The sequence below is a fragment of the Rudaea sp. 3F27F6 genome, assembly GCF_005503555.1.
Classification (GTDB): Bacteria; Pseudomonadota; Gammaproteobacteria; order Xanthomonadales; family Rhodanobacteraceae; genus Rudaea.
The window spans coordinates 455,299-479,761 of record NZ_SCNG01000003.1 but is presented as its reverse complement, the minus strand read 5'-3'; the positions used below and the strand labels follow the sequence as shown (position 1 = coordinate 479,761).

Below are 24,463 nucleotides of genomic sequence, written 5' to 3'. Positions count from 1 at the left end.
ACTTTGTTTTATTTTGTTATTTATTGTTTTCCAGGATGGAAAATTTTTGTCCCGAAAGTATCCACTTAGACGTTGGAGAGCGTAATGAAAGTCATTGAAACCAATAAGCTTTCTTCGGCGGTTCGCGTTGCCCTGACCATGGGCGTTGCGACCACCGCCGGCTTTGCCGTTACCGCCCAGGCGCAGAACGCCGAAAGCGATGCCCCGAAGAACCAGAACCTCGAAACGATCGTGGTCACCGGCTCGAACATCCGCCGCGTAGACATGGAAACATCCAACCCAGTCATCACCATCGACCGCGCTGCGATCGCCAGGTCCGGCCAGGTCACTGTCGGCGACCTGATCCAGCAGTTGCCGGCCATTGCCGGTAACGCGAACACCCCGCGTACCAACAACGGCGGCGGAGACGGCGGCAGCTACATTTCGCTTCGCGGCTTGGGCACCAACCGCAGCCTGCTGCTCGTCGATGGTCACCGCGTGCTGACCTCGGACGTCAACATGATTCCGGTCAACATGATCGAGCGCGTCGAAGTGCTGCTCGAAGGCGCCTCCTCCGTCTACGGCTCCGACGCGATCGGCGGCGTGGTCAACATCATCCTGCGCAACAACTATCAGGGTGCGGAACTCTCCACCCAGTACGGCATTTCCGACCGCGACGACGGCGCCACGAAGAACTTCAGCCTGATCTTCGGCCAGAGCACCGACAAGGGCAGCCTGATGGGCGGCATCGACTACAACAAGAACGAGCAGATCCTCGGCGGAAACCGCGATTTCAGCGCCAAGTCCTACACGCGCAACGCTAAGACCGGCGCGGTCAGCTTTACCGGTTCGGTTGCGGCTCCAACCGGATTCATCACCGCCCCGCAGTTCAACAACTGCGCTTCGGGCGGCGGCACGCTGGATCCGAGCGCGCCGGGCGGTAACGGCATTCCGAAGGGTTTCCGCTGCTTCGTGAACGCGACTGCCACCAGCTTCGGTGACCAGTACAACTATGCCCCGGTCAACCCGATTTCGACCAACGGCGAGCGCACCAATGCCTTCATCAAGGGCAACTACAAGCTCACCGATTCCGTCGAAGCCTACATGAGCGTGCTGCACAACAAGACCCGCTCGAACGCCCAGCTCGCCCCGACCGCTTACGCGCTCTCGAGTTCTGGCCTGACCGTCAGCTCCGGCAACCCTTATAATCCGTTCGGCGTCGACCTGGGCGCGAGTGTCGGTGGTAATTACGACGACTCGCTGCGCGGCTCGGCGCTGGGCCCGCGTTTGATCAACTATTCGACCACCAACGACCAGGTCCTTGTTGGCCTCAAGGGCAACCTGTTCGGCACGTCGTGGCAGTGGGACGGCAACATCAACTACGGCCACTACAGCCAGTACAGCAGCCGTCAAGGTCTGATGAATTCGGACGCAATCAACCAGTCGGGCGCTCTCGGTGCCAACTGCGTGATGCCGGTGGCCGGCCAGCCGCTGACCAAGAACACCTGCCTCAACATCATGAATCAGAGCGATCCGAACACGGCTGCTCTGCTCAAGCAGTTCTACTCGATTCAGACCTACTATCATCAGTTGCAGCAGGAGCGTCAGGCCAACCTGAACGCCAACGGCGACTTGTTCGAGCTGCCGGGTGGCATGGTCAGCGCAGCGGTCGGTTTGGCCTATCGCAAAGTCTATGTCGCGAATGATTCGGACACGATCACGCATCGTGCGCCCGGTTCGACCGCGTGCGGCGTGGCCAACTCGGCTTGCGCGAACCCGTACTCCGGCGGCTACAACGTCAAGGAAGCCTACGCGGAGGTACTCGTGCCGATCGTCAAGGACGTGCCGTTCGCGAAGAGCCTGAACTTGGTTCTCGGCGACCGCTATTCCAAGTACAGCAACTTCGGCAGCACCAACAACTGGAAGGTCGGCGTCGAGTTCAAGCCGATCGACGACCTGCTGTTGCGCGGCACCGTCGCACGCGTGTTCCGTGCACCGAATATCACCGAGAGCTTCCTGCCGAGCACAACTTCGTACGACTCGTACACCGCGAAGAAGTGGACGTCGAAGAACCGCGACCAGATCATCGTGAACTATGCCGGTGCCAGCGTGGCCGGGGTGTCCTTGTCGCCCGAACATGGCAAGTCGTTTGACTTCGGCTTCGTCTACGATCCGCAGTGGCTGCCGGGCCTCTCGGTCAGCGTCGACCTCTATCGCATCATGCTCGATGGCCTGATCACGCGCCCGTCGGGACAGCTGATTGTTGACTCCTGCGCGGCGAGTTCGGCGAGCCCGTTCTGTAATTTCATCCAGTTCCAGAACGCGACGACGATCGCCCAGATTAACAACGTGGGCTACGTCAATTTGGGCCGCCTCGATACGAAGGGCGCGGATTTGAACGCCACCTACCGCCTGCCGGAAACGTCGTTCGGTAACTTCGTGGTCGGTCTGGGCGCTTCCTATATCACCCAGTACGACAACACGATCCCGAACCCCGATGGCTCGTCGACGGTGCGTCACATTGCCGGCACCTTCACCAAGCAGGACGGCAACTTCGCTCGCTGGCGCGCGAAGGGCACGCTGGGCTGGAGCCTCGGCGATTTCTCGGCGCAGTGGACCTCGCGTTATGTCGGCGGTATGGCTGTGCCGGATCTCGGTACCTACCATGTCGGCGCCTGGGTGCAGAACGACGTCACCGTCGGCTACAACCTCGAAGCGCTCAATACGCGCGTCGACGTCGGCATCAACAACCTCGGTGACAAGCAGCCGCCGTTCTTCTACCAGATGGGTCCGAACGCCAACACCGACGTGAACACCTACGACACGATCGGCCGCTACTACTGGGGTCGCGTGACGGTTAAGTTCTGATCTTGTTTTGATGTTTCATTTGAAACCGCGCAGCGCAAGCTGCGCGGTTTTTCTTTGCCCGCCTCTCTGCCATTTGCCGACCGACGCCGGCCACGGTACGGTGGCCGCTCAGTTCTCTGCCTTCACGATATGCCCCAACAGTTGCCGTCACCGACAGAGCAATGGATCGCGCGATACGAACACGCTGTTGCACTCGCCCAATCGGGCAATGCATTGCGCGCCGAGCATGAGCTGCGCAAATTATTGAGCGAACATCCCGGGCATGCCCAGGCGAGCTTTTTTCTTGCAAACGTCCTTAGTACACAGAGCCGCTTCAACGCGGCGGCGAAAGTGATCGAGACGTTTGTTGCGAATTCTTCCGACGCATCTGCGATATACGAATCGTCGCGAATGCTCGAACAGTATAGGCATGTCGATGCCGCACTTGCGGTGCTGGAGCGGGCACTCCTTATATCGCAAAGCATTCGCGCCGAAGTCTTGTCCGAGCTGCGGTTTCAAGCCGGCAGACTTGCCTTATCGCTCGGAGACTTCGGCAAAGCGCGCACCCTGTTGACTGCCGCACTAGAATTCGCGCCGCCACTGCTCGAACGCCATATTCTCCACGCCCTGTCGACCAGTCTTCGCTACACCGATCGTGCACATCCGGACATTGCGCTGTTTCGCTCGCGCGCCAACGATTCCAGTGCATCGGATGAATCAAAAGCATCAGCTCTGTTCGCACTCGCCAAGGCCTACGATGACATTGATGACACCCACGCCGCCGCCGCCGCTTGGCGTCGGGCCAACGCCCTGGTCAGCAGGCATAGTGCGTGGTCCTCGAAATCATGGCGGCGTTTCGTCAAATCGCGCCTGCAATCGGCTCCGCCCCCGGCGTTACCGACGCGATACGACTTCAGCCCGATCTTTATCGTCGGCCTGCCGCGGACGGGCACGACCCTGGTATCCGAAATATTGTCCCGCCACCCCGACGTGACGGCGCGAGGCGAGCTCACCTGGATCGAGCACTTCGCCAAACAGCTTATGCAGCATGATCAATACGGGGAATCGTCGGCATTGCGCAGCGCCGCGTCAGTGTATGCGGCGCAGCTCGTTCGCGACGATCCACTTACACGATGGTATATCGACAAGCAGCCGCTCAATTTCCGTTATTTGGACTTGGTCGCCGCGCTATTTCCCGACGCAAAAATCGTTCATTGCGTTCGCGGCGAACGCGACACCGCGTTGTCGATATGGGGCCAGTATTTCGCCGGAACCGATGGCGGCTTCGCCTACGATTTCGCCTGCATCGCCGAGGTCATGCGCGACTGCGACCGGCTCATGCTGCATTGGGCAGCGCACCTGCCGCTTGCGATCCATACCGTCCATTACGAAGACGTCGTAGAGAAGCCCGAGCAGACTGTCGCTGCACTGGAAAACTTTCTCGATCTCCCGCCGTTCGATCTGCTTGCCGCTCGCGCGAAGAACGGCGCCGCGATCCAAACCGCCAGCGTTTGGCAGGTGCGCCAGCCGATCTATCACCGATCCGTGGGGCGATGGCGCGCGTATGAGCACCTCATACCCGAGCTGACCCAATTCCGCGCCGAACGGTGAAACGAACCGCTGCAATCGATCGATCCGGGACAGACAGAAGATAAATCGCCGTCGATAAAATCATCAGAAATTGCGGATCGGGATTTGCCGTCCGCTAATTCGAATCGGCTTTATCCGTCGCGATTGGCTCGATCTAAACCCCAGCACTTCGTTAAATACGCCAGAGCACGCCGAGCGGCACTCTATTCTTCTGTAGGGCACGGCGCCCACGCAACGGTAATGTGAGCAAATAGACATACGGCACTGCGCTTCATGTTCCGCTCATCAGGCTGCGTACTTTGCTGCCCCGTGCAGTTCAGAAATGTAGTCGGGCCGGAGGCCGCTTCAGGCCTATCTATAACCAATCGCTAGCATGCCTCACGTGCGAATCTCGACATATTGAGACGCAAGAAATTTTACATAATTCAACATCAATTACAGGGCAAAAAAGTTCCAACGTTAAACTTTTGTTGCTACCATCCCCCGCTGTCGATACCCAGTCCCGTGGCAAATGGGGATCGCACTTTTCCCGGATGGAAAAGCCTTCTTTCGTCCCGAACAACAACCCTGACGTTGGAGATCACGTATGAAGCTCGACGCGAACAAACTTACCGCCTCGGTGCGTTTGGCCCTTACCGTGGGCGCATCCGCAACCGCGGGCCTGGTAGGCACCGCCGCCTACGCGCAGAACGCCGATAGCACCAAAGGCCAGAACCTCGAAACCATCGTGGTCACTGGCTCGAACATCCGCCGCGTGGACATGGAGACGGCCAACCCGATCCTGACCATCGGCCAGACGCAAATTCAACAATCCGGCAAACTGACCGTCGGCGACTTGGTGCAGCAGCTTCCGTCGATTGCGGGTGCGGCGGTGAACCCGAACGTCAACAACGGCGGCGGCGACGGCCGTTCGACGATTTCGCTGCGCGGACTCGGCTCGGGCCGCAGCCTGCTGCTGATCAACGGCCATCGCGTGTCCACGCCGCTGCAGGATCTCAACATGATGCCCGCCTCGGCAGTAGAGCGCATCGAAGTCCTCGCCGACGGCGCCTCCGCTGTCTACGGCTCCGACGCGGTCGCCGGCGTGGTCAACATCATCACGCGCACGAATTATCAAGGTCTGGAATTCGGCCTCGACTACGGCATTTCCGATCGCGATGACGGCGCGCGCAAGGGCTTCCATGCCATGTTCGGCCATGCGACCGACAAGGGCAGCATCATCGCCGGGATCAACTACAACAAGAACGATCCCGTCATGGCCTTCAATCGTGCCTACTCGAAGGACGCTCTGTACAAGTACTCCTATGGCGTCGTAAAGGGCGGTTCCAGCCGCACCCCGAACGGAAGCATCAGCCTGCCCGACAATCTGATCGGTACGAACGATTGGTTTCTCAAAGACACGTCCGGCAACTACATCCTCGACAGCTCAGGGCAAAAGCAGTCCTGCGATCGAGTCACCCGAATTAGCGGCACGAGTGGAACCTCTTTCGGCAACTTCCGCTGCTACCAAGGCACCAATCCCGATGGCTCGCTGCGTGATGCGTACAACTATCAAGCCGTCGGCAACTACGATCTGACGCGCGCGGAACGCACGGGAGTATTCCTCCTCGGCAACTACAAGATCAGCGACAAAGTCGAAGCCTATATCGAAGTCTTCCACAACAAGACAACGTCGAACCAGCAGGTCGCTCCGCTGCCGCTCGACGCGCTGAGCGACACGTTCATCTCTTCGCAAAGCTACTACAACCCGTTCGGCGTCAATTTCGGAACGGACAAGAATGGCATCGCCTACAATCAGTTCCGTACGCGTCTCGAGACCCTCGGCGACCGCATTCAGGATTTCGCCACCACCCACGACCTCGCCACTGTCGGATTCAAGGGGGCGTTCGGCGATACCAGTTGGAACTGGAACGTGGACTACAGCTTCGGCCACCTGAGCCAGAACTCACAGCAGAAGGGTTACTTGAACTACGCCTTGTTGGCCAATTCGCTCGGCCCGTCGTTCCAGGATCCCTCCTCCGGCAAGATTCTCTGCGGAACGCCGGGCAATGTGGTCGGTGGTTGTACCCCGATAAACATTTTCAACATCAACGACCCGAACACGATCGCCGGCCTACAAGCCGCTAAGTCCGACCCTTACTTGCATACGCTTTATCAAACGCGAACGGCCGAAGCTGGCGTCAACGGCGACCTTTGGGAACTGCCTGCGGGCACCATGCAGATGGCCGCCGGCGCCTCGTATCGCAAGGAATACCTGCACTCCACCGTAGACTCCACCGTCGTCGGCACGGTCAATTCACAGGGCGCTCTGACCTGCCAATTGGCCGGATCGATCTGCTCGAACAATTCGCAGGGCGGCTACAGCGTCAAGGAAGCGTACGTCGAGTTGCTGGTGCCGATCCTCAAGGATGTGCCGTTTGTCCACTCGTTGAAGCTCGACATCGGCGACCGTTATTCGAAGTACAACCTGTTCGGCAGCACCAACAACTGGAAGATCGCGCTGGAGTACAAGCCGATCGAAGATTTGCTGGTTCGCGCTACTGTGTCGAAGGTGTTCCGTGCGCCGTCGGTAACCGACCTGTATCAAGGGGCCAAGGGTGACTCGCCGACTGCCGCCGATCCTTGCGGCTCCTCGGGTAATTTGGCTTGCGGCGGCTACACCTTTACCAACACGGGTACTGGACAGGTCAACGGTGTCGTCGTGGGCAACAGCTTTGCCCATCAGAATTTCGGTCTCCCGGCCGTGCAGCCCGAATTCGGCAAATCGTACGATTATGGCTTCGTCTACGACCCGCAATGGCTGCCCGGCTTGTCGGTCAATGCGGACTTCTATCGGATCACGTTGAACAACGTCATCATTTCCGCGCAAGCCGGAACGGCGCAGTCCATCCTCACGGACTACTGTTTCGCCAGCGGAGCCCCGAATGGCGTTCCGATCACCAATCCGAGCCAGCTCTCGCCGATCTGCAACCTGATCAAGCGCTACAACACGGGCGGCAACGAAGGACAGATTGCGTCGGTGTACGAAAGTGCCTTCAACGCCGGCACTCTCACGACCAAGGGCGTCGATATCGGTGCACGTTATCGCCTGCCGGAAACGCCGTTCGGCAACTTCCGCGTTGGCTTCCAGGCGACCTACATCACCGAGTACGATATCCAGACCGGCTTCGGTTCCACCAAGCATCTGGCAGGCAAGTTCGACCGCGCATACGGCAACTTCGCACGCTGGCGTGGCCTCGGCAGCCTCGACTGGAACATGGGCTCGTTCAGCGCAAGCTGGACCGCGCGCTACATCGGCGGCGTGTCGATCGGCTATGCCAACGCCAACCTCGGCGCATCGGCGAACGCGGACAGCAATCCCTCGTCCTACGTCGGCTCGCCTTACCACTACGGCTCTTACCTGTATCACAACCTCGCGTTCGGCTATAACATCGAGCCGCTCAACACGATGGTGCAGGTCGGTATCGACAACGTGGGCGACAAGCAGCCGCCGCTGTTCTACCAGCAGAACGTGATCAACGCGAACACCGACGTGAACACTTACGACACCATCGGCCGCTACTTCTGGGGCAAGATAACCGTGAAGTTCTAAGCGGAACTGCTGTAATCTGCCAAGCCGCGCGGCTCACTCCCGCGCGGCTTTTTTATTGGCGACGACTTAGTCCATGCAAACCGCGCCCCGCCTGCCCGTCGAACAGATCATGGCCGCACTCGCGAACGGTCTGCCGCAAGACGCCGAGAGCGCATGCCGCGCGTTCCTCGTGCAAGTGCCCGGGGATGAAACTGCAGCACTGTTGCTTGGGATGTCGCTGCAGCATCAGTCCCGCTCTGCCGAAGCGGCGGAAATCCATCGCGATCTGACCCAACGTTTTCCAAACTGGCCCGGCCACTGGAACAACCTCGGCACGGCCCTGCGCGAAGCAGGCAAACTAGGCGAAGCCGAGCAAGCTTATCGGCAGGCGCTGCGCCTCGCCCCGCGCTCGTTCGATTATTTGATGAATCTCGGCTACCTGTTCCTCGAGCGCGAGATCTATCCGTCCGCACGCGACTGTTTCCTCGACGCGCATGCCATTGACCCAACCTCGCCGACGGCCCGCGTCTACGCCGCACAATTGTGCGAAACGCTCGACGATCGCAGCCTCGCCGAACGTTTGCTCGAACCGTGGCGGCAATGGCGCGACCTCGACGAAGATTTGTCGCTCGAACTCGCCATAGCCCTGGCGCAGCTCGACTGGGTGGACGACAGCCTCGGCATCTTTGAACGCCTGCTGCAAGAAAACCCGCACAACTACCGCGCGATCGCACATCAGACCCTGATGCTTGAACGCGCCAACAAGCTCGACGCCGCACGCGCGCTGCTGGCGAGGCTGCCACCGATCGATGCGTCGGTCGCACCGGCCCTGCGCGAAGAAATCACCGAAGCGCACGTCCGTCTGGCCCTGCGCGAACGCGACCCCGCGGATGCACGCGCACTGATCGAGCGTCTGCTGCAGGCCGAAGCCCCGGACTCAGGCCATCGCTCGTCCGCCGATCTGCAGCAGGGGTACAGCCTGTATTTTTCTCTCGCCCAAGTCTGCGACCGTGAGGGCGACGCGGCGGCCGCAATGGATGCCCTGCGCAACGCCCACGAGCGGCAGGTCGCCGCAATCGGGCGTTCGATGCCGGAGCTGCTCGCGCCCGATGCCGAACTGCTGACGACCGCAACGAAATGGATCTCTGCGCCGCTGCGCGCGTCATGGCCGGACTTGACTGCCCCGTCCGCCAAAGAGTCGCCAATCTTTATTGTCGGCTTTCCGCGCTCGGGCACAACGATGCTCGAGCAAATGCTCGACGCGCATGCACAAATGCGTTCGATGGACGAACGCGCCTTCCTGCAGAATCTGGTCGAGCGCCTCGGCACGTTCGGCTACACCTATCCTTTCGATTTGCACAAACTCGATGCGGCCCAGTGCGACGAGCTGCGCGAGCTGTACTGGAAATTGACCGCGCAAGTCGCCCCGCTCGGCTCGGGCCAAAGGCTGGTCGATAAAAATCCGCTCAATATGCTGCGCCTGCCGTTGATCAACCGTCTGTTCCCCGACGCGCCGATCATCATGGCGCTGCGCCATCCCTGCGACGTGGTCCTGAGCTGCTATATGCAGCACTTCCGCTCGCTGACCTTCGGTATGCTTTGTTCGACACCTGAGCGTCTCGCCCAAGGCTATGTCGATGCCATGCGTTTCTGGATCCACCATGCCGAACTGCTCAAACCGAACGTGATTAATTTGCGCTACGAGGACCTGCTCGAAGATTTCGACGGCCATGTGCAACGCATCGGCCGCTTTCTCGGCCTTGACGACTCCGCGGCGCTCGCCAATTTCCACCGGCATGCGCGCGACAAGGGCTACATCGGCACGCCGAGCTATGCGCAGGTGATCGAGCCGCCGCACAAGAAAGCGATCGGCCGCTGGCACCGCTACCGCGAGTATTTCGAACAGGCCCTGCCGATCCTGCGACCGATGCTCGACCATTGGGGCTACGATGTCTGAGTCTCCCGTCAAGCCTTCTCTCGATTTCGTCGGCAATCTGCGTAGCTACGTCTGCTGGTTCGATCAGGCTTTGTCCGCCGATTTCTGTGCGCAGTTGATCGCCTCATTCGAGCAATCGGCGCATTTGCAGACGCCGAACGGCCGCGGCCATCGCGCCGGTCTGGAAAACAGTTCCTGGATCGAAGTGAACCTCACTCCGGTCGCCGATCGCGCCTTCATCGGTTATTTCTATGCGCAGATCGACAAGTACCTCGCCGAATACAACCGGCGCCTCGGCCTGACCATACCGATCCCGTCGCGGCCGACGATCGACGATCTGCGCATGAAGCGCTACCGCGCCGGCAGCGACGACAATTTCGAGCCGCATTTCGACTCGCACGACGAAAAGAGCCGGCGCTATCTCGTGTTCTTGTGGTACCTCAACGACGTCGGTGACGGAGGCGAGACCGAATTCTGCGATCTCGGCCTGCGCGTCGACGCGCGCGCCGGCCGGCTGCTGATGTTCCCGCCGTACTGGATGTTCCAGCACGCCGGGCTGCCGCCGCGCTCGAACGACAAGTACATCCTTTCGACCTATCTGATGTTCTGAGCGCAGAGAAGCGGACACCGTGATTTCCCAGCGTCTTCCCCCCAGCTCGCGTCTGTACGGATTATCGGAATCGGCGATCCGCGGCGTGATCGCCACTGCGCAGGCTCTTGAACTCGGCCGTGCCGACGAAGCCGATCGGCACATCGTCGGCGTGCTTGCGCTGTATCCGCGCCATGCCGAAGTGCTGCGACTGCTAGCCGGCATTCAAAGTCTGCGCGGCGAAACTAGCGAGGCGATTGCGACGATGCGTCAGGCCGTCGCGCTGCGCCCAGACGACGCTCTGTATCACAACACGCTCGGCACCGCCCTGCTCGCCGACAACGACTACGACGCCGCCATCGCCAGCCTGACCCGCGCCTGCGAGCTCGACCCGAAACTCGCCCTCGCTTGGTACAACCTCGGCCTCGTGCTGATGCGCTGCGTGCGCATAGACGAAGCGGCGGCCGCATTGCGCCGTGCCGTCGCGCTGTCTCCCGAGCGGATCGGCGCACGCACCATGCTCGCCGACATGCTCAAGGCGCAGAACCGCATCGACGAGGCCAACGCCGAGTACCGTCGCGTGCTCGCCGCGCGCCCATTCGACGGTATGGCCTGGTGGGGCCTGGCGAACATGAAGACGCTGCGCTTCGCCGACAGCGAAGTCGAAGCGCTGACCCGCGCGCTGAAGCATCCGCAAGCCAGCGAGGACGATCTGATCGCGATGGGCTTCGCTCTCGCCAAGGCGCTCGACGAGCGCAACCGCTACGCCGATTCTCTGAACGAACTGGCACGTGCGAATTCGATCGCCCGGCGCCGCCAGGGCTGGAGCGCCGCGGCCTACTCGGCCCAAGTCGATGCCCTGCTCGATGCGTTCACGCCGAGCCCGCCGACGTCGTCGACGCTCGGTGCCGAAGCGATTTTCATCGTCAGTTTGCCGCGCTCGGGTTCGACCCTGATCGAGCAGATCCTCGCCTCGCATTCGCAGGTCGACGGCGGCGGCGAGCTGGCCGATCTGCCTCTGGTCCTGACCGAAGAATCCAAACGCCGCGGCCGACCGCTCGCACAGTGGGCCAAGGATGCTTCGGCCGAAGACTGGCGACGCCTCGGCCTGCGTTATCTCGAACGCACCGCGCATTGGCGCGAGAAGCGCCCGCGTTTCACCGACAAACTGCCCGGCAATTGGCTGTACGTCGGTGCCATTCGCGCGATGCTGCCCGAAGCGCGCATCGTCGTCGGCCGCCGCGACCCGCTCGAAACCTGTTTCTCCTGCTATCGCCAGCATCTCGCCAACAACGAATACACGCGCACCTTCGCCGACCTCGCCTCGGCCTGGCGCGATTTCGATCGCGCATCGAAGCACTGGCACGGCCTGCATCCGACACGCGTCTACGAGAACAGCTACGAACACCTCGTGAGCGAGCCGGAAGCGGCGATCCGCGATCTGCTCGCGTTTTGCGGCCTCGACTTCGAGCCGGCCTGCCTCGAATTTCACAAGACCGTGCGCGAGGTGCACACACCGAGCGCGGCGCAGGTGCGCGAACCGCTGCGGCGCGATACCGCGCGTTCCCCGCTCTATGGTGCCCTGCTCGATCCGTTGCGCGCCGAGCTCGGATTGCCCGCGTTTTCGACCATTGCGCCGGCAGCCTGATACGATCGCGTAATGGGGAATATCGTCTGGCTCGCTTCCTATCCGAAATCCGGCAATACCTGGCTGCGCGCGTTTCTCGCGAACCTGATCGCGAACCGCCCCGCGCCGGTGCCGCTGGCCGAACTGCCGAACTACGGCAGGCTCGAGGCCGATCCCGAATTGTATACACGCATCGCCGGGCGGCCGAGCACCGAGCTCGATTTCGCCGAACTCTGCGCGCTGCGTCCGCGGGTGCATGCGGCGATCGCCGCCGCTGCGCCGAAGACCGTCTTCGTCAAGACGCATAGCAGCGCCGGCGTGATGGACGGCGTACCGCTCCTCACGCCCGCGGTCAGCGCGGGCGCGATCTACGTCGTGCGCAATCCGCTCGACGTCGCGATCAGCATGTCGCATCACTTCGGCATCGATCTCGATGCAGCGATCGAGTATCTCAACAACGAAAACTCGGCGACCGAAAACAGCGACCTCTTCGTCACCGAATATCTCGGCTCTTGGTCGCAGCACACGAAAAATTGGGCCGATATGGAGAGCGAGCGCATCCTTATCCTGCGCTACGAGGATCTGCTCGAAAAGCCGGCGAAATGGTTCGGCAAGGTCGCGCGTCTGCTCGGCCTCGATGCCGACCGCACGCGTATCGAGCGCGCGATCCGACATTCGGACTTCCGCGCATTGGCGGAGATGGAAAAGCGCGACGGTTTCGTCGAGGTGCCGATCAAGGGCAAGCGCTTCTTCCGCGCCGGGCGCAGCAATCAATGGCGCGAGAAACTCAGCCGCGAACAGGTCGCCCGTATCGTCGAGGCGAACCGCGAACAAATGCAGCGCTTCGGCTACGTGCCCGGCGGCTTCTGAGCGCTTCGATGTCGGCGACGCCTGCGAATCGCGAAGCCGCCTGGGCCGCGGCGAATCGACTGCGCGAGGACGGACGCATCGAAGCCGCGACCGCAGCCGTCGCTTCCTTGTGCGAAAGCGCACCGCCCGACCGCACTATCGCGCTCGCCGCACTCGGATTTCTCAAGGAATGCGGCGCCTACGATCGCGCACTGCCGATCGCGCGCAGCACCCACCTGCAATGGCCCGCAGATGCGCGCTTCGCCGCCTACGCGGGCGAACTCGCGCTCGCGCTCGGCGAATTCGAAGAGGCCGCCGCCGCCTTGCGTGCAGCGATCGATCTCGATCCCGCGCAGGGGCCGTCCTGGCTGCGCCTCGCCCACTGTAAACGCTACACGCAGAGCGACGACCCCGATCTGCAACGCTTCCGGCAGGGCTGGGCGAGCGCGACTCTGGACACCCTGACGCGCACCTGTGTCGGATTCGCGCTCGGCAAGGCACTCGACGATCTCGGCGACGCCGCCCAGGCGGCACGCGTGCTTACCGAGGCGAATGCGGCGGCGCGCGAGTCGTCGACTTGGCGCATCCGCGATTGGCAGGATGCTGTCGAAGCGCGCCTGCGCACCGCACCGCTGCCGGCGCTCGAGGCCGACGACCATTTCGCGCCGATCTTCGTCGTCGGCCTGCCTCGCAGCGGCACGACCTTAGTTGCCACCGCACTCGGCCGCCATGCCGAAGTGCGCGACCGCGGCGAGCTCGACTGGATTCCGGCGCTGCACGCGCTGCTGCACGAGCAAGGCCGCCTGCACGATCGCCGCGCGCTCGTCGCGATCACGGCGGTGATCCGCGCGCAGATGCGGCGCGACGATGCTCCTGCGCGCTTCTATCTCGACAAAAACCCGCTCAACTTCCGCCATCTCGACTTCATCGCCGCGTGCTTCCCGAACGCGAAGATCGTCTATTGCCGGCGCGGCGCGCGCGATACCGCGCTGTCGATCTGGATGCAGCATTTCGCTCATGCCGACCTCGGCTTCGCCTACGATTTCCGCACGATCGCCACGGTGCAAAACGATTGCGCCGCGTTGATGACGCATTGGCGTTCGCGCCTGACGCTGGCGACGATCGAAGTCGACTACGAGGATTTCGTCGCCCATCCGGCGCGGCAGAAACAGCGGCTCGCCGCTTTCCTCGGCTTACCCGACGTTGCCGAAAGCGGAGACGCCGAGAAAAAACCGCAAGTCGTCACCACCGCGAGCGTCTGGCAGGTGCGCCAGCCGGTGTATGCGCATGCGGTGGAACGCTGGCGCCGCTATGCGCCGTATCTGCCCGAACTCACGACGCTGTTTGCGCCCTGAGATCGCGCTTACTGCTTGCGCAGTTCGACGTTGCCGCTGAAAGACTGCGCGTCGATGCGCGTGCCGTCGCCGCCGGTGTCGACGTCGAGGCTGCTGCCGGGGCCGTGTTCGGCGCGGACCACTTTGCCGAAATCGGTTTTCAGCGTGCCGCTGAAAGTCTCTGCATGAATGCGCGCGGCGAGATCCGCGCCGAGGCGCAGGCGCAAGTTGCCGCTCATCGTCTCGGCGCGCACGCGCCCGCCCTTCGCCGGCTTGGTCGTCGCTTCGATATTGCCCGACACCGACTCGGTGCTCAGTTCGGCGACCGACGGCGAGACGAAGGTCAGCGTGCCCGATACGGTCTCGAGCTTGACGCGCCCATCGGCCCCGTTCGCGCGGATGTTGCCGCTGACGGTCTGCAGATGCGTACGCTCGGACACACCGGCGCGCGTCACCTGCAGGACCACGTCGCCGCTCACGCTGTCGATCTCGATGTTGCGCGCGGCCGCTTCGACGCGCACGTTGCCGCTGACGTTGTCGACTTCGATCGACCTGCCGTCGACATTTGAAACCTTGCTGCTGGCGCTGACCACGTCGAGCTTGATCGAAATGCCGTGCGGCACGTTGAGAACGAGGTCGGTATCGCTTCTCGGTCCGTTGCCGGACCAACTGCCGGATCTTTCCGTCTCGACGCGCATTTCCAGGCGCCGTCCGCTGCCTTCGACCATGAGCTTGGAGCCCGCACCGAGGCTGCCGCTGAGCTTGACCCCGTCCTCGCTGCCGCCGGTGATCGTGACGCTGCCGCGCACATTGCTCACATCGATCGCACCGTCGGCGGCGAGCTTGTAGGTGCTGTCGAGCGCCTTGGCGCTACTGCCCGCCTCGATCGAGGTCTCGGTCCTGCTTTTCTCCGATGCCAGCGCCGGCGCCGTCGCCGCGCAAAGCGCCAGAGCGAACAGCGTGCCGATCGGAACCGCATGTGCTTTTGCCGTTTTCATCATCCCTCCTGTACACATGACCGACTGCCGACTGCTCATCCCGAGATCCCCGACTGACGCATCAGACGCATGCGCTGCGCGTTGGTGCGGTTGAGCATGCTGACCAGGAACACCGCATCCGGGCGCGCTTCGAGCGCCGCCTGCAGATCGGCGCTGGCCTTGTCGAGATCCTGCGCCGCGGCGGCGAGCTTCGGATCGGCCGGCACGGCCCAGTCGAGCGGGGTCAGGGCGGAAGTTTCGGCATCCGCGCCCGCATCATTCCCCGGCGTCGTGACAGGCTTGGTGGTGGCGACGTACTCCTGCACCGGCACCAGCGCCGGGCGGTTCAGCCGATAGGCCGTGAGTCCTGCGCCGACCGCGACGAGGAGACTCGCCGCCACGGCGAATACAGGCCGCCGCCATTCGCGTCGCCGTGGCGCAGCCACGGGTTGGGCGAGGCGCGAGGCGATGTCGGGCCACAGGTCGCGCGCGGGCTCGACGGCTTCGTTGAGCTTGCGCATCTGGTTACGCCACTGGAATTCATTGTCCATCTTTCACCTCGCTGCCCGTTTCACGGCACGGGCCCAAACTCAAGCCGCTTCAAGTGTAGTCCGCAACAAGCCTCGGGCGCGATGCAACTGCGCCTTCGACGATCCCACCGCCATGCCGAGCTCGGCGGCGATTTCCTCATGCTTCCAGCCTTCCACGTCGTGCAGCACGAGCACGGCGCGCGCACGCGGCGGCAGCTTCGACACGGCGCGCTCCAGATCGCCGCGCTCGCCGGCGCAGAACGGCACTTCGCCGCCTGCCGCCAATTCCAATGTCGCATCGTCCGCATTCACTTCGTCGCGCTTGCCGCGCAGATCCATCAACGCGGTATTCACGCCGAGGCGGTACAACCAGGTCGAAAATGCCGCGTCGAAGCGGAAACTCGACAGCTTGCGCCAGGCCTGGATAAACGCCTCCTGGGTCAACTCCTCGGCACGCGCACGGTCCATGCCGACAAGGCGCAGGATCGCCCCGTGCACACGGCCCACATGGGCACGGTACAGTCGTTCGAATGCACGCGTATCGCCGGCGAGCGAAGCGCGCACAAGTGCGTGATCGTCGCTGCGATCCGGTTGATCCTGCACACCGGATTTCAAGGGTATTACCTTCATGCTCAAGACGGCGCCGTCCATTTGTAAGATTGGATGCGCGGGGTACAAGTATGGTTTATGTCCGGACAGCAAAAAAGCTGGCCCGTCGACGGTTTCGCCTTCGCGGCAGATGGGCGGATCGAAATCCTGTCCATCGTGTCCGGCATTTGATTGCCCACAGATCGCGGCCAAGCGCAGATGGGCCGCCTTGCCGTGCGGGCAAGACGTCCGTTCCCGAGGCTTCGGATGGCTTTATGGCGTGAAGAAGAAAACATCCGCTCGCAAAAATGCGAGCGGAAAACCGGCGAATCAAGGTCCACCGCGAAACGAACGCTCGAAGCGTGTTCCCGCCTTTGTGCGGGAGCAGTCACTCGAAGCCAAACCGCGCTACGGCGTACCCACCGCCTGCGTCTCGGTCTGCGCGGCGGCAAGCACTGCACTGATGCGCCGATGCTCGCGCAGCAGCGCGGCCGGCATGCGCGCGCCAAACGAGGCGAGATATTCGCCGATGTTCTCGTATTCGGCCTGCCAACTGTCGAAATCGACGTCGAGCAGCTCGTCGAGCTTGGCGCGCGACAGATCGAGCCCGGCGAGGTTGAGGTCTTCCGCGTGCGGCAGATTGCCGATCGGCGTTTCCAGCGCGTCCTCACTGCCGGCGCAGCGGCCGAGGATCCATTCGAGTACGCGCATATTGTCGCCGAAGCCCGGCCAGAGGAACTTGCCGTCGTCGCCTTTACGGAACCAGTTGACGTGGAAAATCTTCGGTAACTTGGCGCCGGGCCGGTCGAACGAAAGCCAGTGACTGAAGTAGTCGGCGAAGTTATAGCCGCAGAACGGCTTCATCGCCATCGAGTCGCGGCGCAACACGCCGACCGCGCCGGTCGCTGCGGCCGTGGTTTCCGAGCCCATCGCCGCACCGGCGAGCACGCCGTGGGTCCAGTCACGCGCCTCGAACACGAGCGGCAGCAGATGCTCGCGGCGGCCGCCGAACACGATTGCCGAGATCGGCACGCCCTGCGCGTCTTCGGCGTGCGCCGAGTAGCTTGCGCACTGCTTCGCCGACACCGTGAAGCGCGAGTTGGGATGTGCCGCCTGGCCGCCCGCGGGCTTGCCGTTCGCAATCGTCACTTCGCGACCCTGCCAGTCTTTCGCCGGCACGCCGGGCAGGCCTTCCCACCACGGATCATTGTTCGCGTCGACGGCGACGTTGGTGAAGATCGTGTCGCGATCGAGCATCGCGAGCGCGTTCGGATTGGTCGCCGCGCTCGTGCCGGGCGCAACGCCGAAGAAGCCCGCCTCGGGATTGATCGCCCAGAGGCGGCCATCGGCGCCGGGTTTCATCCAGCAGATGTCGTCGCCGACGGTCCACACTTTCCAGCCGGCTTCGCGGTAGCTCTCGGGCGGAATCAGCATGGCCAGATTGGTCTTGCCGCAGGCCGACGGAAACGCCGCGGCGATGTAGTGTGTCTCGCCCTTCGGATTCTCCACGCCGACGATCAGCATATGTTCGGCCAGCCAGCCCTCGCTGCGCGCCTGCGCCGAGGCGATGCGCAGCGCGTGGCACTTCTTGCCGAGCAGCGCATTGCCGCCGTAACCGGAGCCGATCGACTTAATCGTCAGCTCAGCCGGGAAGTGCATGATGAAACGCTTCTCCGGATCGAGCTCGCCGGTCGAATGCAGCCCCTTCACGAACGCACCTTCCTTCTCGATGCGCGCCAAGGCCGCGGCGCCCATGCGCGTCATGATGCGCATATTGGCGACGACGTAGGGCGAATCGGTGATCTCGACGCCGCAGCGCGAAATCGGCGAATCGATCGGCCCCATGCAATACGGGATCACGTAGAGCGTGCGGCCCTTCATGCAGCCGGCGAACAGCGCATCGATTTTCGCATGCGCCTCCGCGGGTGCCATCCAGTGATTGTTCGGTCCCGCGTCGTCGCGGTTATCGGTGCAGACGAAGGTGAGGTGCTCGACGCGCGCGACGTCGGACGGATCGGAGCGGTGCAGATAACAGCCGGGATGGGTGTCCTGATTCAGCGCGATCAGATCGCCGCGCTGCTGCATCAGTTCGACCAGCGTGGCGTTTTCCGCCTCGCTGCCGTCGCACCAGTGGATTTTGTCGGGCTGCGTCAACGCCGCGACTTCCCCGACCCAGCGGTCGAGTGCTTCGAGTTTGCTCATTTGTTCTCCAACGTGGCCAGAGGCCAAAAAGTAAAAAATAGTATTTGTATATTTATTCAGCTTTTCTTCCCGCGAAGGGAAGGTCGCGCCGGGCGCCGGATTGCGCCTTCGTCATCGGCGGCCGCGCCTTGGAATCCCTGCCCCCGCCGCTCGCGCGAGGCAAGGACTGAACCATCACTCGGGAATGAGGGTCGACATCACATGTTCGACGTACTCTTCCAGTTCGGCATGATCGAGCCTCGGCAGGCCCAGTTGCAGTACCAATTGCAGGAAACCCACGTAGGCCGTGTAGGTCAGGTGGGCACGATGCAGCGCATTCGCGTGCGACATGCCGACCTGGCGATAGGCCTCGCGCAGGAAGTCGAGGCGCCGCTGCGAGACGCGTTCCATCACCGGCTGCACAATCGGATGATCGAGCGCGCGCAGCAAGGCGGAATAGACGACGTGGGTGCGCGCCTCACGGCCGGTGCGGCGGAACAGTTCGCGCAGACGCTCGCGCGGATCGGCGATCGCGGCCACTTCGTCGAAGGCGACACCGTCGTGCGCCTCCCAGTTCTGCAACGCCGCCTTGAGCAAGGCTTCGCGCGTGGCGAAATGCCAGTAGAAACTGCCCTTGGTCACGTTGAGCCGGCGCGCCAGCGGTTCCACCGCGAGGGCGGGCACACCCTGTTCGGCGATCAGATCGAGCGCGCCGGCTTCCCAATCGGCAGCGGACAGACGCGAACGTTCGACTTTCTCGGCGGCGGCTTGAAGCATGCGGGCATGGTAACGACTGCCGGCGGATCGCGTAAGAGTTTTTTTTGCTGCATTGCAGCGGTAAACGTTTACAAGCAACTGTTTTCTGGCTCTTTTTCTCACAATACGCTAGCGTATTGACAACTCCGAAACCCGACCACATACTGCTGCGTATGGTGACAACCGCCGCCACGCTGCCCACCTCGCCCGCGCCAGTCCCGCAGCGCGCGACAAAGTTGACTGCGCGCGACGGCGTCGAGCTAGCGATCGAGCATTTCGGCGACGAGCGCGATCCCGCCATCGTCTTCGCTCACGGCTTCGGCCAGACACGTCGCGCCTGGGACGGAACCGCCTCGACGCTCGCGCGCTACGGCTGGCACGGCGTAACCGCCGATGCGCGCGGCCACGGCGACAGCAGCCGGCGCACGCACGGCGACTACGATTACGAGCAGTACATCGACGACCTCGTGCGCCTCGCGCGCTATGCGGGCGAGGGCGCCACGCATGCCGCGAGCCCTGTTCTGGTCGGTGCCTCGATGGGTGGGCTGATCGGACTCGCCGCCGAAGCGCTGAACGCTCCGCTGTTCCGCGCGCTCGTGCTCGTCGACATCACGCCGCGCTGGGAGCCCGCCGGCGTCGAACGCATCCTCACTTTCATGCGTGCGCATCCCGACGGCTTCGCGTCCTACGACGAAGCCGCCGACGAAATCGCGCGCTACCTGCCGCATCGCACCGAACGCAAATCCGAAGCCAGCCTGCGCCAGTTGCTCGTCAAGGGCGAGGACGGCCGCCTGCGCTGGCACTGGGATTCGCGCATGCTCGATTTCGTCACGCGCGACACCGAGCGCTTGCAGCACGATCTGCTGATCGCGGCCAGCGGGATTCGCGTGCCGATCCTGCTGATCAGCGGCGGGCGCAGCGACATCGTCTCCGCCAAGACGATAGACGAATTCCTCAGCCACGTTCCGCATGCGCAGCACGTGCGCGTCGACCAGGCTACGCATATGGTCGCCGGCGATGCGAACGATGCGTTCGCGCAGGCGGTGCTCGATTTTCTCGACACGCTGCGCGACGAAGGCACCGCCGATGCGCGTGCATAACCTCCATGAGCGCAGTCTGCGTGCAACCCCGGCCCAAGTCTGGGACCTGATCGCTTCGCTTGCCTCGGCCAACGATCGGCTCTGGCCGGTCGAAAACTGGCCGCGCATGAAGCTCGACCGCGCGCTCGGCGTCGGCGCGAGCGGCGGTCACGGACCGATCCGCTACGTCGTCGACGCGTACTCGCGCGAATCCGGCATCGTCCTTTTCCGTTTCACCACGCCGCTCGGTTTCGATGGAGATCACCGCTTCGAGCTTCGCCGAATCAACGATCACAGCGTGTTGCTGCGCCACGTGCTCGAAATGCGCACGTCCGGCTGGGCGCGCCTCACCTGGCCGTTGATTTTCCGACCGCTGCACGACGCCCTCGTCGAAGACGGCCTCGCGCGCGCCGAGACCGAAGTCGGCATGACGCCGCGGATTCGCCCCTGGTCGCCCTGGGTGAAGCTTCTGCGCCACCTGATCGCCGGTGCCGATGCGCACCGCCAGACCTCACCTCGTCCGCTTTCACCCGCCTCGCTCGCCGTCTCGGCGAACGACACCTGATCCGTAGCAGGAGTCCCTCGTCATGAACTGGTATCCCCTCCTCGCCGCCATCGTCGCCTCGATGGCCTGCGCGTATTTCCGCAGCAATTTGCGTACCTGGACGATCGCCAGTTTCGCCGCGATCTTCGTCGTCGGCATCGTCGCCGGCAGCCACTGGTTTGCGATCGCGCTGACCGCGCTCGTCTTCGGCCTCGCCAGCGTGCCGCTCAACTTCGACGACTTCCGGCGCAAGAAGATCACTGCGCCGTTGCTCGGCATCTACCAGAAAATCACCCCGCAGATTTCCGACACCGAGCGCACCGCGCTCGAAGCGGGCACGGTCGGCTTCGAAGGCGAACTGTTCAGCGGCAAGCCCGACTGGTCGAAGCTGCTGCAACAGCCGAAGCCCGAACTGTCGATCGAAGAACAGGCCTTTCTCGACGGCCCGGTCGAAGAACTCTGCCGCATGACCGACGACTGGCAGATCACGCATGAACTTTCCGACCTGACGCCGGAGATCTGGGACTTCGTCAAGAAGAAGAAATTCTTCGGCATGATCATTCCGAAGCAGTACGGCGGCCTCGAATTCTCCGCGCTGGCGCAGTCGGCCGTGCTGCAGAAGCTCATGTCGGTATCGGGCTCGCTGTCGTCGACGGTCGGCGTGCCGAACTCGCTCGGCCCGGGCGAACTGCTGCTGCACTACGGCACGCAGGAACAGCGCGATTACTATCTGCCGCGTCTCGCCGACGGCCGCGAAGTACCGTGCTTCGCCCTGACCGGCCCGACCGCGGGCTCTGATGCGACCTCGATCCCCGACTACGGCATCGTCTGCGAAGGTGAATGGCAGGGCGCGAAGGTGCTCGGCGTACGACTGACCTTCGACAAGCGCTACATCACACTCGCGCCGATCGCGACCCTGATCGGCCTCGCCTTCCAGATGCACGACCCCGACCATCTGCTCGGCGACAAGGAACACATCGGCATCACCCTCGCGCTGATTCCGCGCGAAACCAAGGGCCTCGAAATCGGCCGCCGCCACTTCCCGCTCAACGCCGCGTTCCAGAACGGCCCGCTGCACGGCAAGGACATCTTCATCCCGATGTCGCAGTTGATCGGCGGCGCCGACATGGCCGGCCAGGGCTGGCGCATGCTGGTCGAATGCCTGTCTGTCGGCCGCGCCATCACCTTGCCGTCGAACGCATCGGGCGGCGTTAAGGCCGGCGCGATCGCGAGCGGCGCTTATTCGCGCATCCGCAAGCAGTTCGGCATGGCGATCGGCCGCTTCGAGGGCGTCGAGGAAGCGCTCGCGCGCATCGGCGGCCACACTTATGCGATCAGCGCGCTGTCGAAAGCGACGGCCGCCGCGGTCGACCGCGGCGAGAAGCCGGCGGTGCCTTCGGCGATCGCGAAATACCACGCGACCGAGCTCGGCCGCGAAGTCGCTAAGGACATCATGGACGTGCACGGCGGCAAGGGCGTGCAGCTCGGCCCGAACAACTACGCCGGCCGCGCCTGGCAGACTTCGCCGATCGCGATCACCGTCGAAGGCGCGAACATCATGACGCGCAGCCTGATGATCTTCGGCCAAGGCGCGATCCGCTGCCATCCGCACGTGCTCAAGGAAATGCAGGCCGCGCAGATTCCCGAGTACGGCACACGCCTGCGCGCGTTCGACAAGGAACTGTTCGCGCACATGGGCTTCGCCGTCTCCAACGCGGTGCGCAGCCTCGTGCTCGGCCTGACCTTCGCCAAGATCGGCAGCGTGCCGGGCGACAAGTACACCAAGCGCTATTACCGCAAGCTCAATCGCTATGCGGCCAACCTCGCCCTGCTCGCCGACACCTCGATGCTTCTGCTCGGCGGCAAGCTCAAGTTCAAGGAGAAGCTCTCCGCGCGCCTCGGCGACGTGCTCTCGAACCTCTATATCGCCAGTGCCATGCTCAAGCGCTACGAAGACCAGGGCCGTCCGGTCGCCGACCAGCCGCTGCTCGCCTGGGCATTCCACGACTGCGCCTACCGCATGCAGAACGCGCTCGACGGCGTGCTGCGCAACTTCCCGATCCGTCCGGCCGCGTGGCTGCTCTACGCACTCGTGTTCCCGTTCGGCCGCCGCGAAGTGCCGCCATCGGACCGCCTCGGCCACCGCGTCGCCGCGTTGCTGATGACGCCGAACGAAGCGCGCGACCGCCTCGCCGAGTGGACCTATCTGACGCCGAGCGCGAACAACGTCATCGGCCGCATGAACGAGCTGCTGCCCGACGTCATCGCCGCCGAGCCGGTCGAGCGCAAGTTCGCCAAGGCGCAGAAGTCAGGCGCGCTCAAGAGCCTCGATGCCGCGTCTCAGCTCGCCGAAGCCGAGCAGATCGGCGCGATCACCGCCGACGAGCGCAAGCTGCTCGAACGCGTGCGCACCGCGACGCTCGAATTCATCGGCGTCGACGACTTCGATCCGGCCGAGCTGCAGGCGGCGGTCAAGCGCAGCAAGCAGCCTGCGCTGCGCAGCGTCGCCTAAGATTCTCTCCGCCCTCGTCCCCGCGAACGCGGGGACGAGGCAAGTGCACTCAACTCGGCTCGTGACGTCATGGACTTGTTCTCCATCGGTCAGAAAGTGCTTGCGCAGCAGCCTTTCAGCAAGCTGCTCGGCACCGAACTCGTCGAGTTTTCTGCGCAAGGCGCGGTGCTGAAAATTCCTATTCGCGACGAACTCAAGCAGCAGTTCGGCTTCGTCCACGGCGGCGTGCTCGCTTATGCCGCCGACAACGCGCTCACCTATGCGGGCGCGATCGGGCTCGGCGTCGAAGTCGTCACCGCCGAGTTCAAGATCAATTATCTGAAGCCGGCGCAGGGCGATTTTCTGCTCGCGCGCGCCGTGCTCGTCAACGCGGGAAAAACCCAGGCCGTGTGCCGCTGCGATGTCTACGCGGTGCATGCCGGCGGCGAAACCCTGTGCGCCGTCGCGCAAGGCACGATCGCCAAACTCGCCCGCGCTGCCGCCGACGAGGGCACCTGACCACCATGGCCGCACAGTCGCTGCGACTTTTCCGTCTGCTCGGCCGCACCGCGGCCGGACGCTGGACTTTCACGCGCCTCATCTGCATGAAGGCGCCCTACTTCGCCTCGATCTCGCCGCTGATCGAAGACCTCGCGCCGGGCCGCTGCGTCGTCACCCTGCGCGACCGGCGCAAGGTGCGCAACCACATCGGCACGGTGCACGCGATCGCCATGTGCAACGCTGCCGAACTCGCCGGCGGACTCGCCACCGACGTGAGCATCGCGCCGAACCAGCGCTGGATTCCGAAAGGCATGAGCGTGCGCTATCTGAAGAAAGCCAAGGGCACGTTGATCGCGACGGCGCGCGTCGATGTTCCCGCCGCCGACGCGCCGGCACAGGAAGCACATGCCATCGTCGAGGTTCGCGACGGCACAGGCGACGTGGTCTTCGACGCCGACATCTCGATGTGGATTTCGCCGCGCCGCGGCGAATAG

At 63.2% G+C, this 24,463-nt stretch carries 18 protein-coding genes; 13 read left to right on the top strand and 5 right to left on the bottom strand.

What is annotated here, in order from left to right:
- Positions 1-84 precede the first annotated feature (84 nt).
- From FFS30_RS14615 to FFS30_RS14580, 8 genes are all read left to right on the top strand, one after another.
- Positions 85-2,847, top strand: a complete 2,763-nt coding sequence (locus tag FFS30_RS14615; RefSeq protein WP_137913901.1) for a TonB-dependent receptor — start codon at positions 85-87, stop codon at positions 2,845-2,847.
- Positions 2,848-2,976: 129 nt separating this feature from the next.
- Positions 2,977-4,437 (top strand): sulfotransferase, encoded by a 1,461-nt coding sequence (locus FFS30_RS14610; protein ID WP_137913900.1) that lies wholly within the window; start codon positions 2,977-2,979, stop codon positions 4,435-4,437.
- A gap of 565 nt (positions 4,438-5,002) precedes the next feature.
- Complete coding sequence (locus FFS30_RS14605) at positions 5,003-8,008, top strand: TonB-dependent receptor (protein ID WP_137913899.1); 3,006 nt, start codon at positions 5,003-5,005, stop codon at positions 8,006-8,008.
- A 73-nt stretch (positions 8,009-8,081) separates the two neighbouring features.
- Positions 8,082-9,944, top strand: coding sequence for a sulfotransferase family protein (locus FFS30_RS14600; protein WP_137913898.1), 1,863 nt, complete (start codon positions 8,082-8,084; stop codon positions 9,942-9,944).
- Positions 9,937-10,533, top strand: coding sequence for a 2OG-Fe(II) oxygenase (locus tag FFS30_RS14595; RefSeq protein WP_137913897.1), 597 nt, complete (start codon positions 9,937-9,939; stop codon positions 10,531-10,533). Before FFS30_RS14600 ends, FFS30_RS14595 begins: the two co-directional genes overlap by 8 nt.
- A gap of 85 nt (positions 10,534-10,618) precedes the next feature.
- Positions 10,619-12,160, top strand: coding sequence for a sulfotransferase (locus tag FFS30_RS14590; protein WP_249352470.1), 1,542 nt, complete (start codon positions 10,619-10,621; stop codon positions 12,158-12,160).
- A 12-nt stretch (positions 12,161-12,172) separates the two neighbouring features.
- Positions 12,173-13,009 (top strand): sulfotransferase domain-containing protein, encoded by an 837-nt coding sequence (locus FFS30_RS14585; protein ID WP_137913896.1) that lies wholly within the window; start codon positions 12,173-12,175, stop codon positions 13,007-13,009.
- An 8-nt stretch (positions 13,010-13,017) separates the two neighbouring features.
- The gene (locus tag FFS30_RS14580) at positions 13,018-14,343 is read left to right on the top strand and encodes a sulfotransferase (protein ID WP_171014635.1); all 1,326 of its coding nucleotides are present in this window, start codon (positions 13,018-13,020) and stop codon (positions 14,341-14,343) included.
- 8 nt (positions 14,344-14,351) lie between these two features.
- Here the strand turns inward: FFS30_RS14580 and FFS30_RS14575 are convergent, their stop codons facing one another.
- From FFS30_RS14575 to FFS30_RS14555, 5 genes are all read right to left on the bottom strand, one after another.
- Positions 14,352-15,320, bottom strand: coding sequence for a DUF4097 family beta strand repeat-containing protein (locus FFS30_RS14575; RefSeq protein WP_171014634.1), 969 nt, complete (start codon positions 15,318-15,320; stop codon positions 14,352-14,354).
- 35 nt (positions 15,321-15,355) lie between these two features.
- On the bottom strand, positions 15,356-15,850 hold the full coding sequence (locus FFS30_RS14570; RefSeq protein ID WP_137913893.1) for a hypothetical protein: 495 nt from the start codon (positions 15,848-15,850) through the stop codon (positions 15,356-15,358).
- Between the two features lie 39 nt (positions 15,851-15,889).
- Positions 15,890-16,459 (bottom strand): sigma-70 family RNA polymerase sigma factor, encoded by a 570-nt coding sequence (locus FFS30_RS14565; RefSeq protein ID WP_249352468.1) that lies wholly within the window; start codon positions 16,457-16,459, stop codon positions 15,890-15,892.
- 366 nt (positions 16,460-16,825) lie between these two features.
- Positions 16,826-18,619 (bottom strand): phosphoenolpyruvate carboxykinase (GTP), encoded by a 1,794-nt coding sequence (locus FFS30_RS14560; RefSeq protein ID WP_137913891.1) that lies wholly within the window; start codon positions 18,617-18,619, stop codon positions 16,826-16,828.
- Positions 18,620-18,793: 174 nt separating this feature from the next.
- A complete protein-coding gene (locus FFS30_RS14555; RefSeq protein ID WP_137913890.1) occupies positions 18,794-19,375 on the bottom strand; it encodes a TetR/AcrR family transcriptional regulator in 582 nt (193 codons plus the stop codon).
- 152 nt (positions 19,376-19,527) lie between these two features.
- Here FFS30_RS14555 and FFS30_RS14550 point away from each other — a divergent pair, with 152 nt between their 5' ends.
- The 5 genes from FFS30_RS14550 to FFS30_RS14530 all read left to right on the top strand — a co-directional run bounded on the left by FFS30_RS14550 (position 19,528) and on the right by FFS30_RS14530 (position 24,463).
- Positions 19,528-20,454 (top strand): alpha/beta hydrolase, encoded by a 927-nt coding sequence (locus tag FFS30_RS14550; RefSeq protein WP_137913889.1) that lies wholly within the window; start codon positions 19,528-19,530, stop codon positions 20,452-20,454.
- Positions 20,441-20,998, top strand: coding sequence for an SRPBCC family protein (locus tag FFS30_RS14545; RefSeq protein WP_212742481.1), 558 nt, complete (start codon positions 20,441-20,443; stop codon positions 20,996-20,998). Before FFS30_RS14550 ends, FFS30_RS14545 begins: the two co-directional genes overlap by 14 nt.
- 22 nt (positions 20,999-21,020) lie before the next feature.
- Positions 21,021-23,489 carry an acyl-CoA dehydrogenase gene (locus FFS30_RS14540; protein ID WP_137913888.1) on the top strand — a complete coding sequence of 823 codons (2,469 nt, stop codon included), beginning with the start codon at positions 21,021-21,023 and terminating at the stop codon, positions 23,487-23,489.
- 69 nt (positions 23,490-23,558) lie between these two features.
- Positions 23,559-23,987: a PaaI family thioesterase gene (locus FFS30_RS14535; RefSeq protein WP_137913887.1), complete on the top strand. Its 429-nt coding sequence runs from the start codon at positions 23,559-23,561 to the stop codon at positions 23,985-23,987.
- Between the two features lie 5 nt (positions 23,988-23,992).
- A complete protein-coding gene (locus FFS30_RS14530) occupies positions 23,993-24,463 on the top strand; it encodes a hotdog fold domain-containing protein (RefSeq protein ID WP_137913886.1) in 471 nt (156 codons plus the stop codon).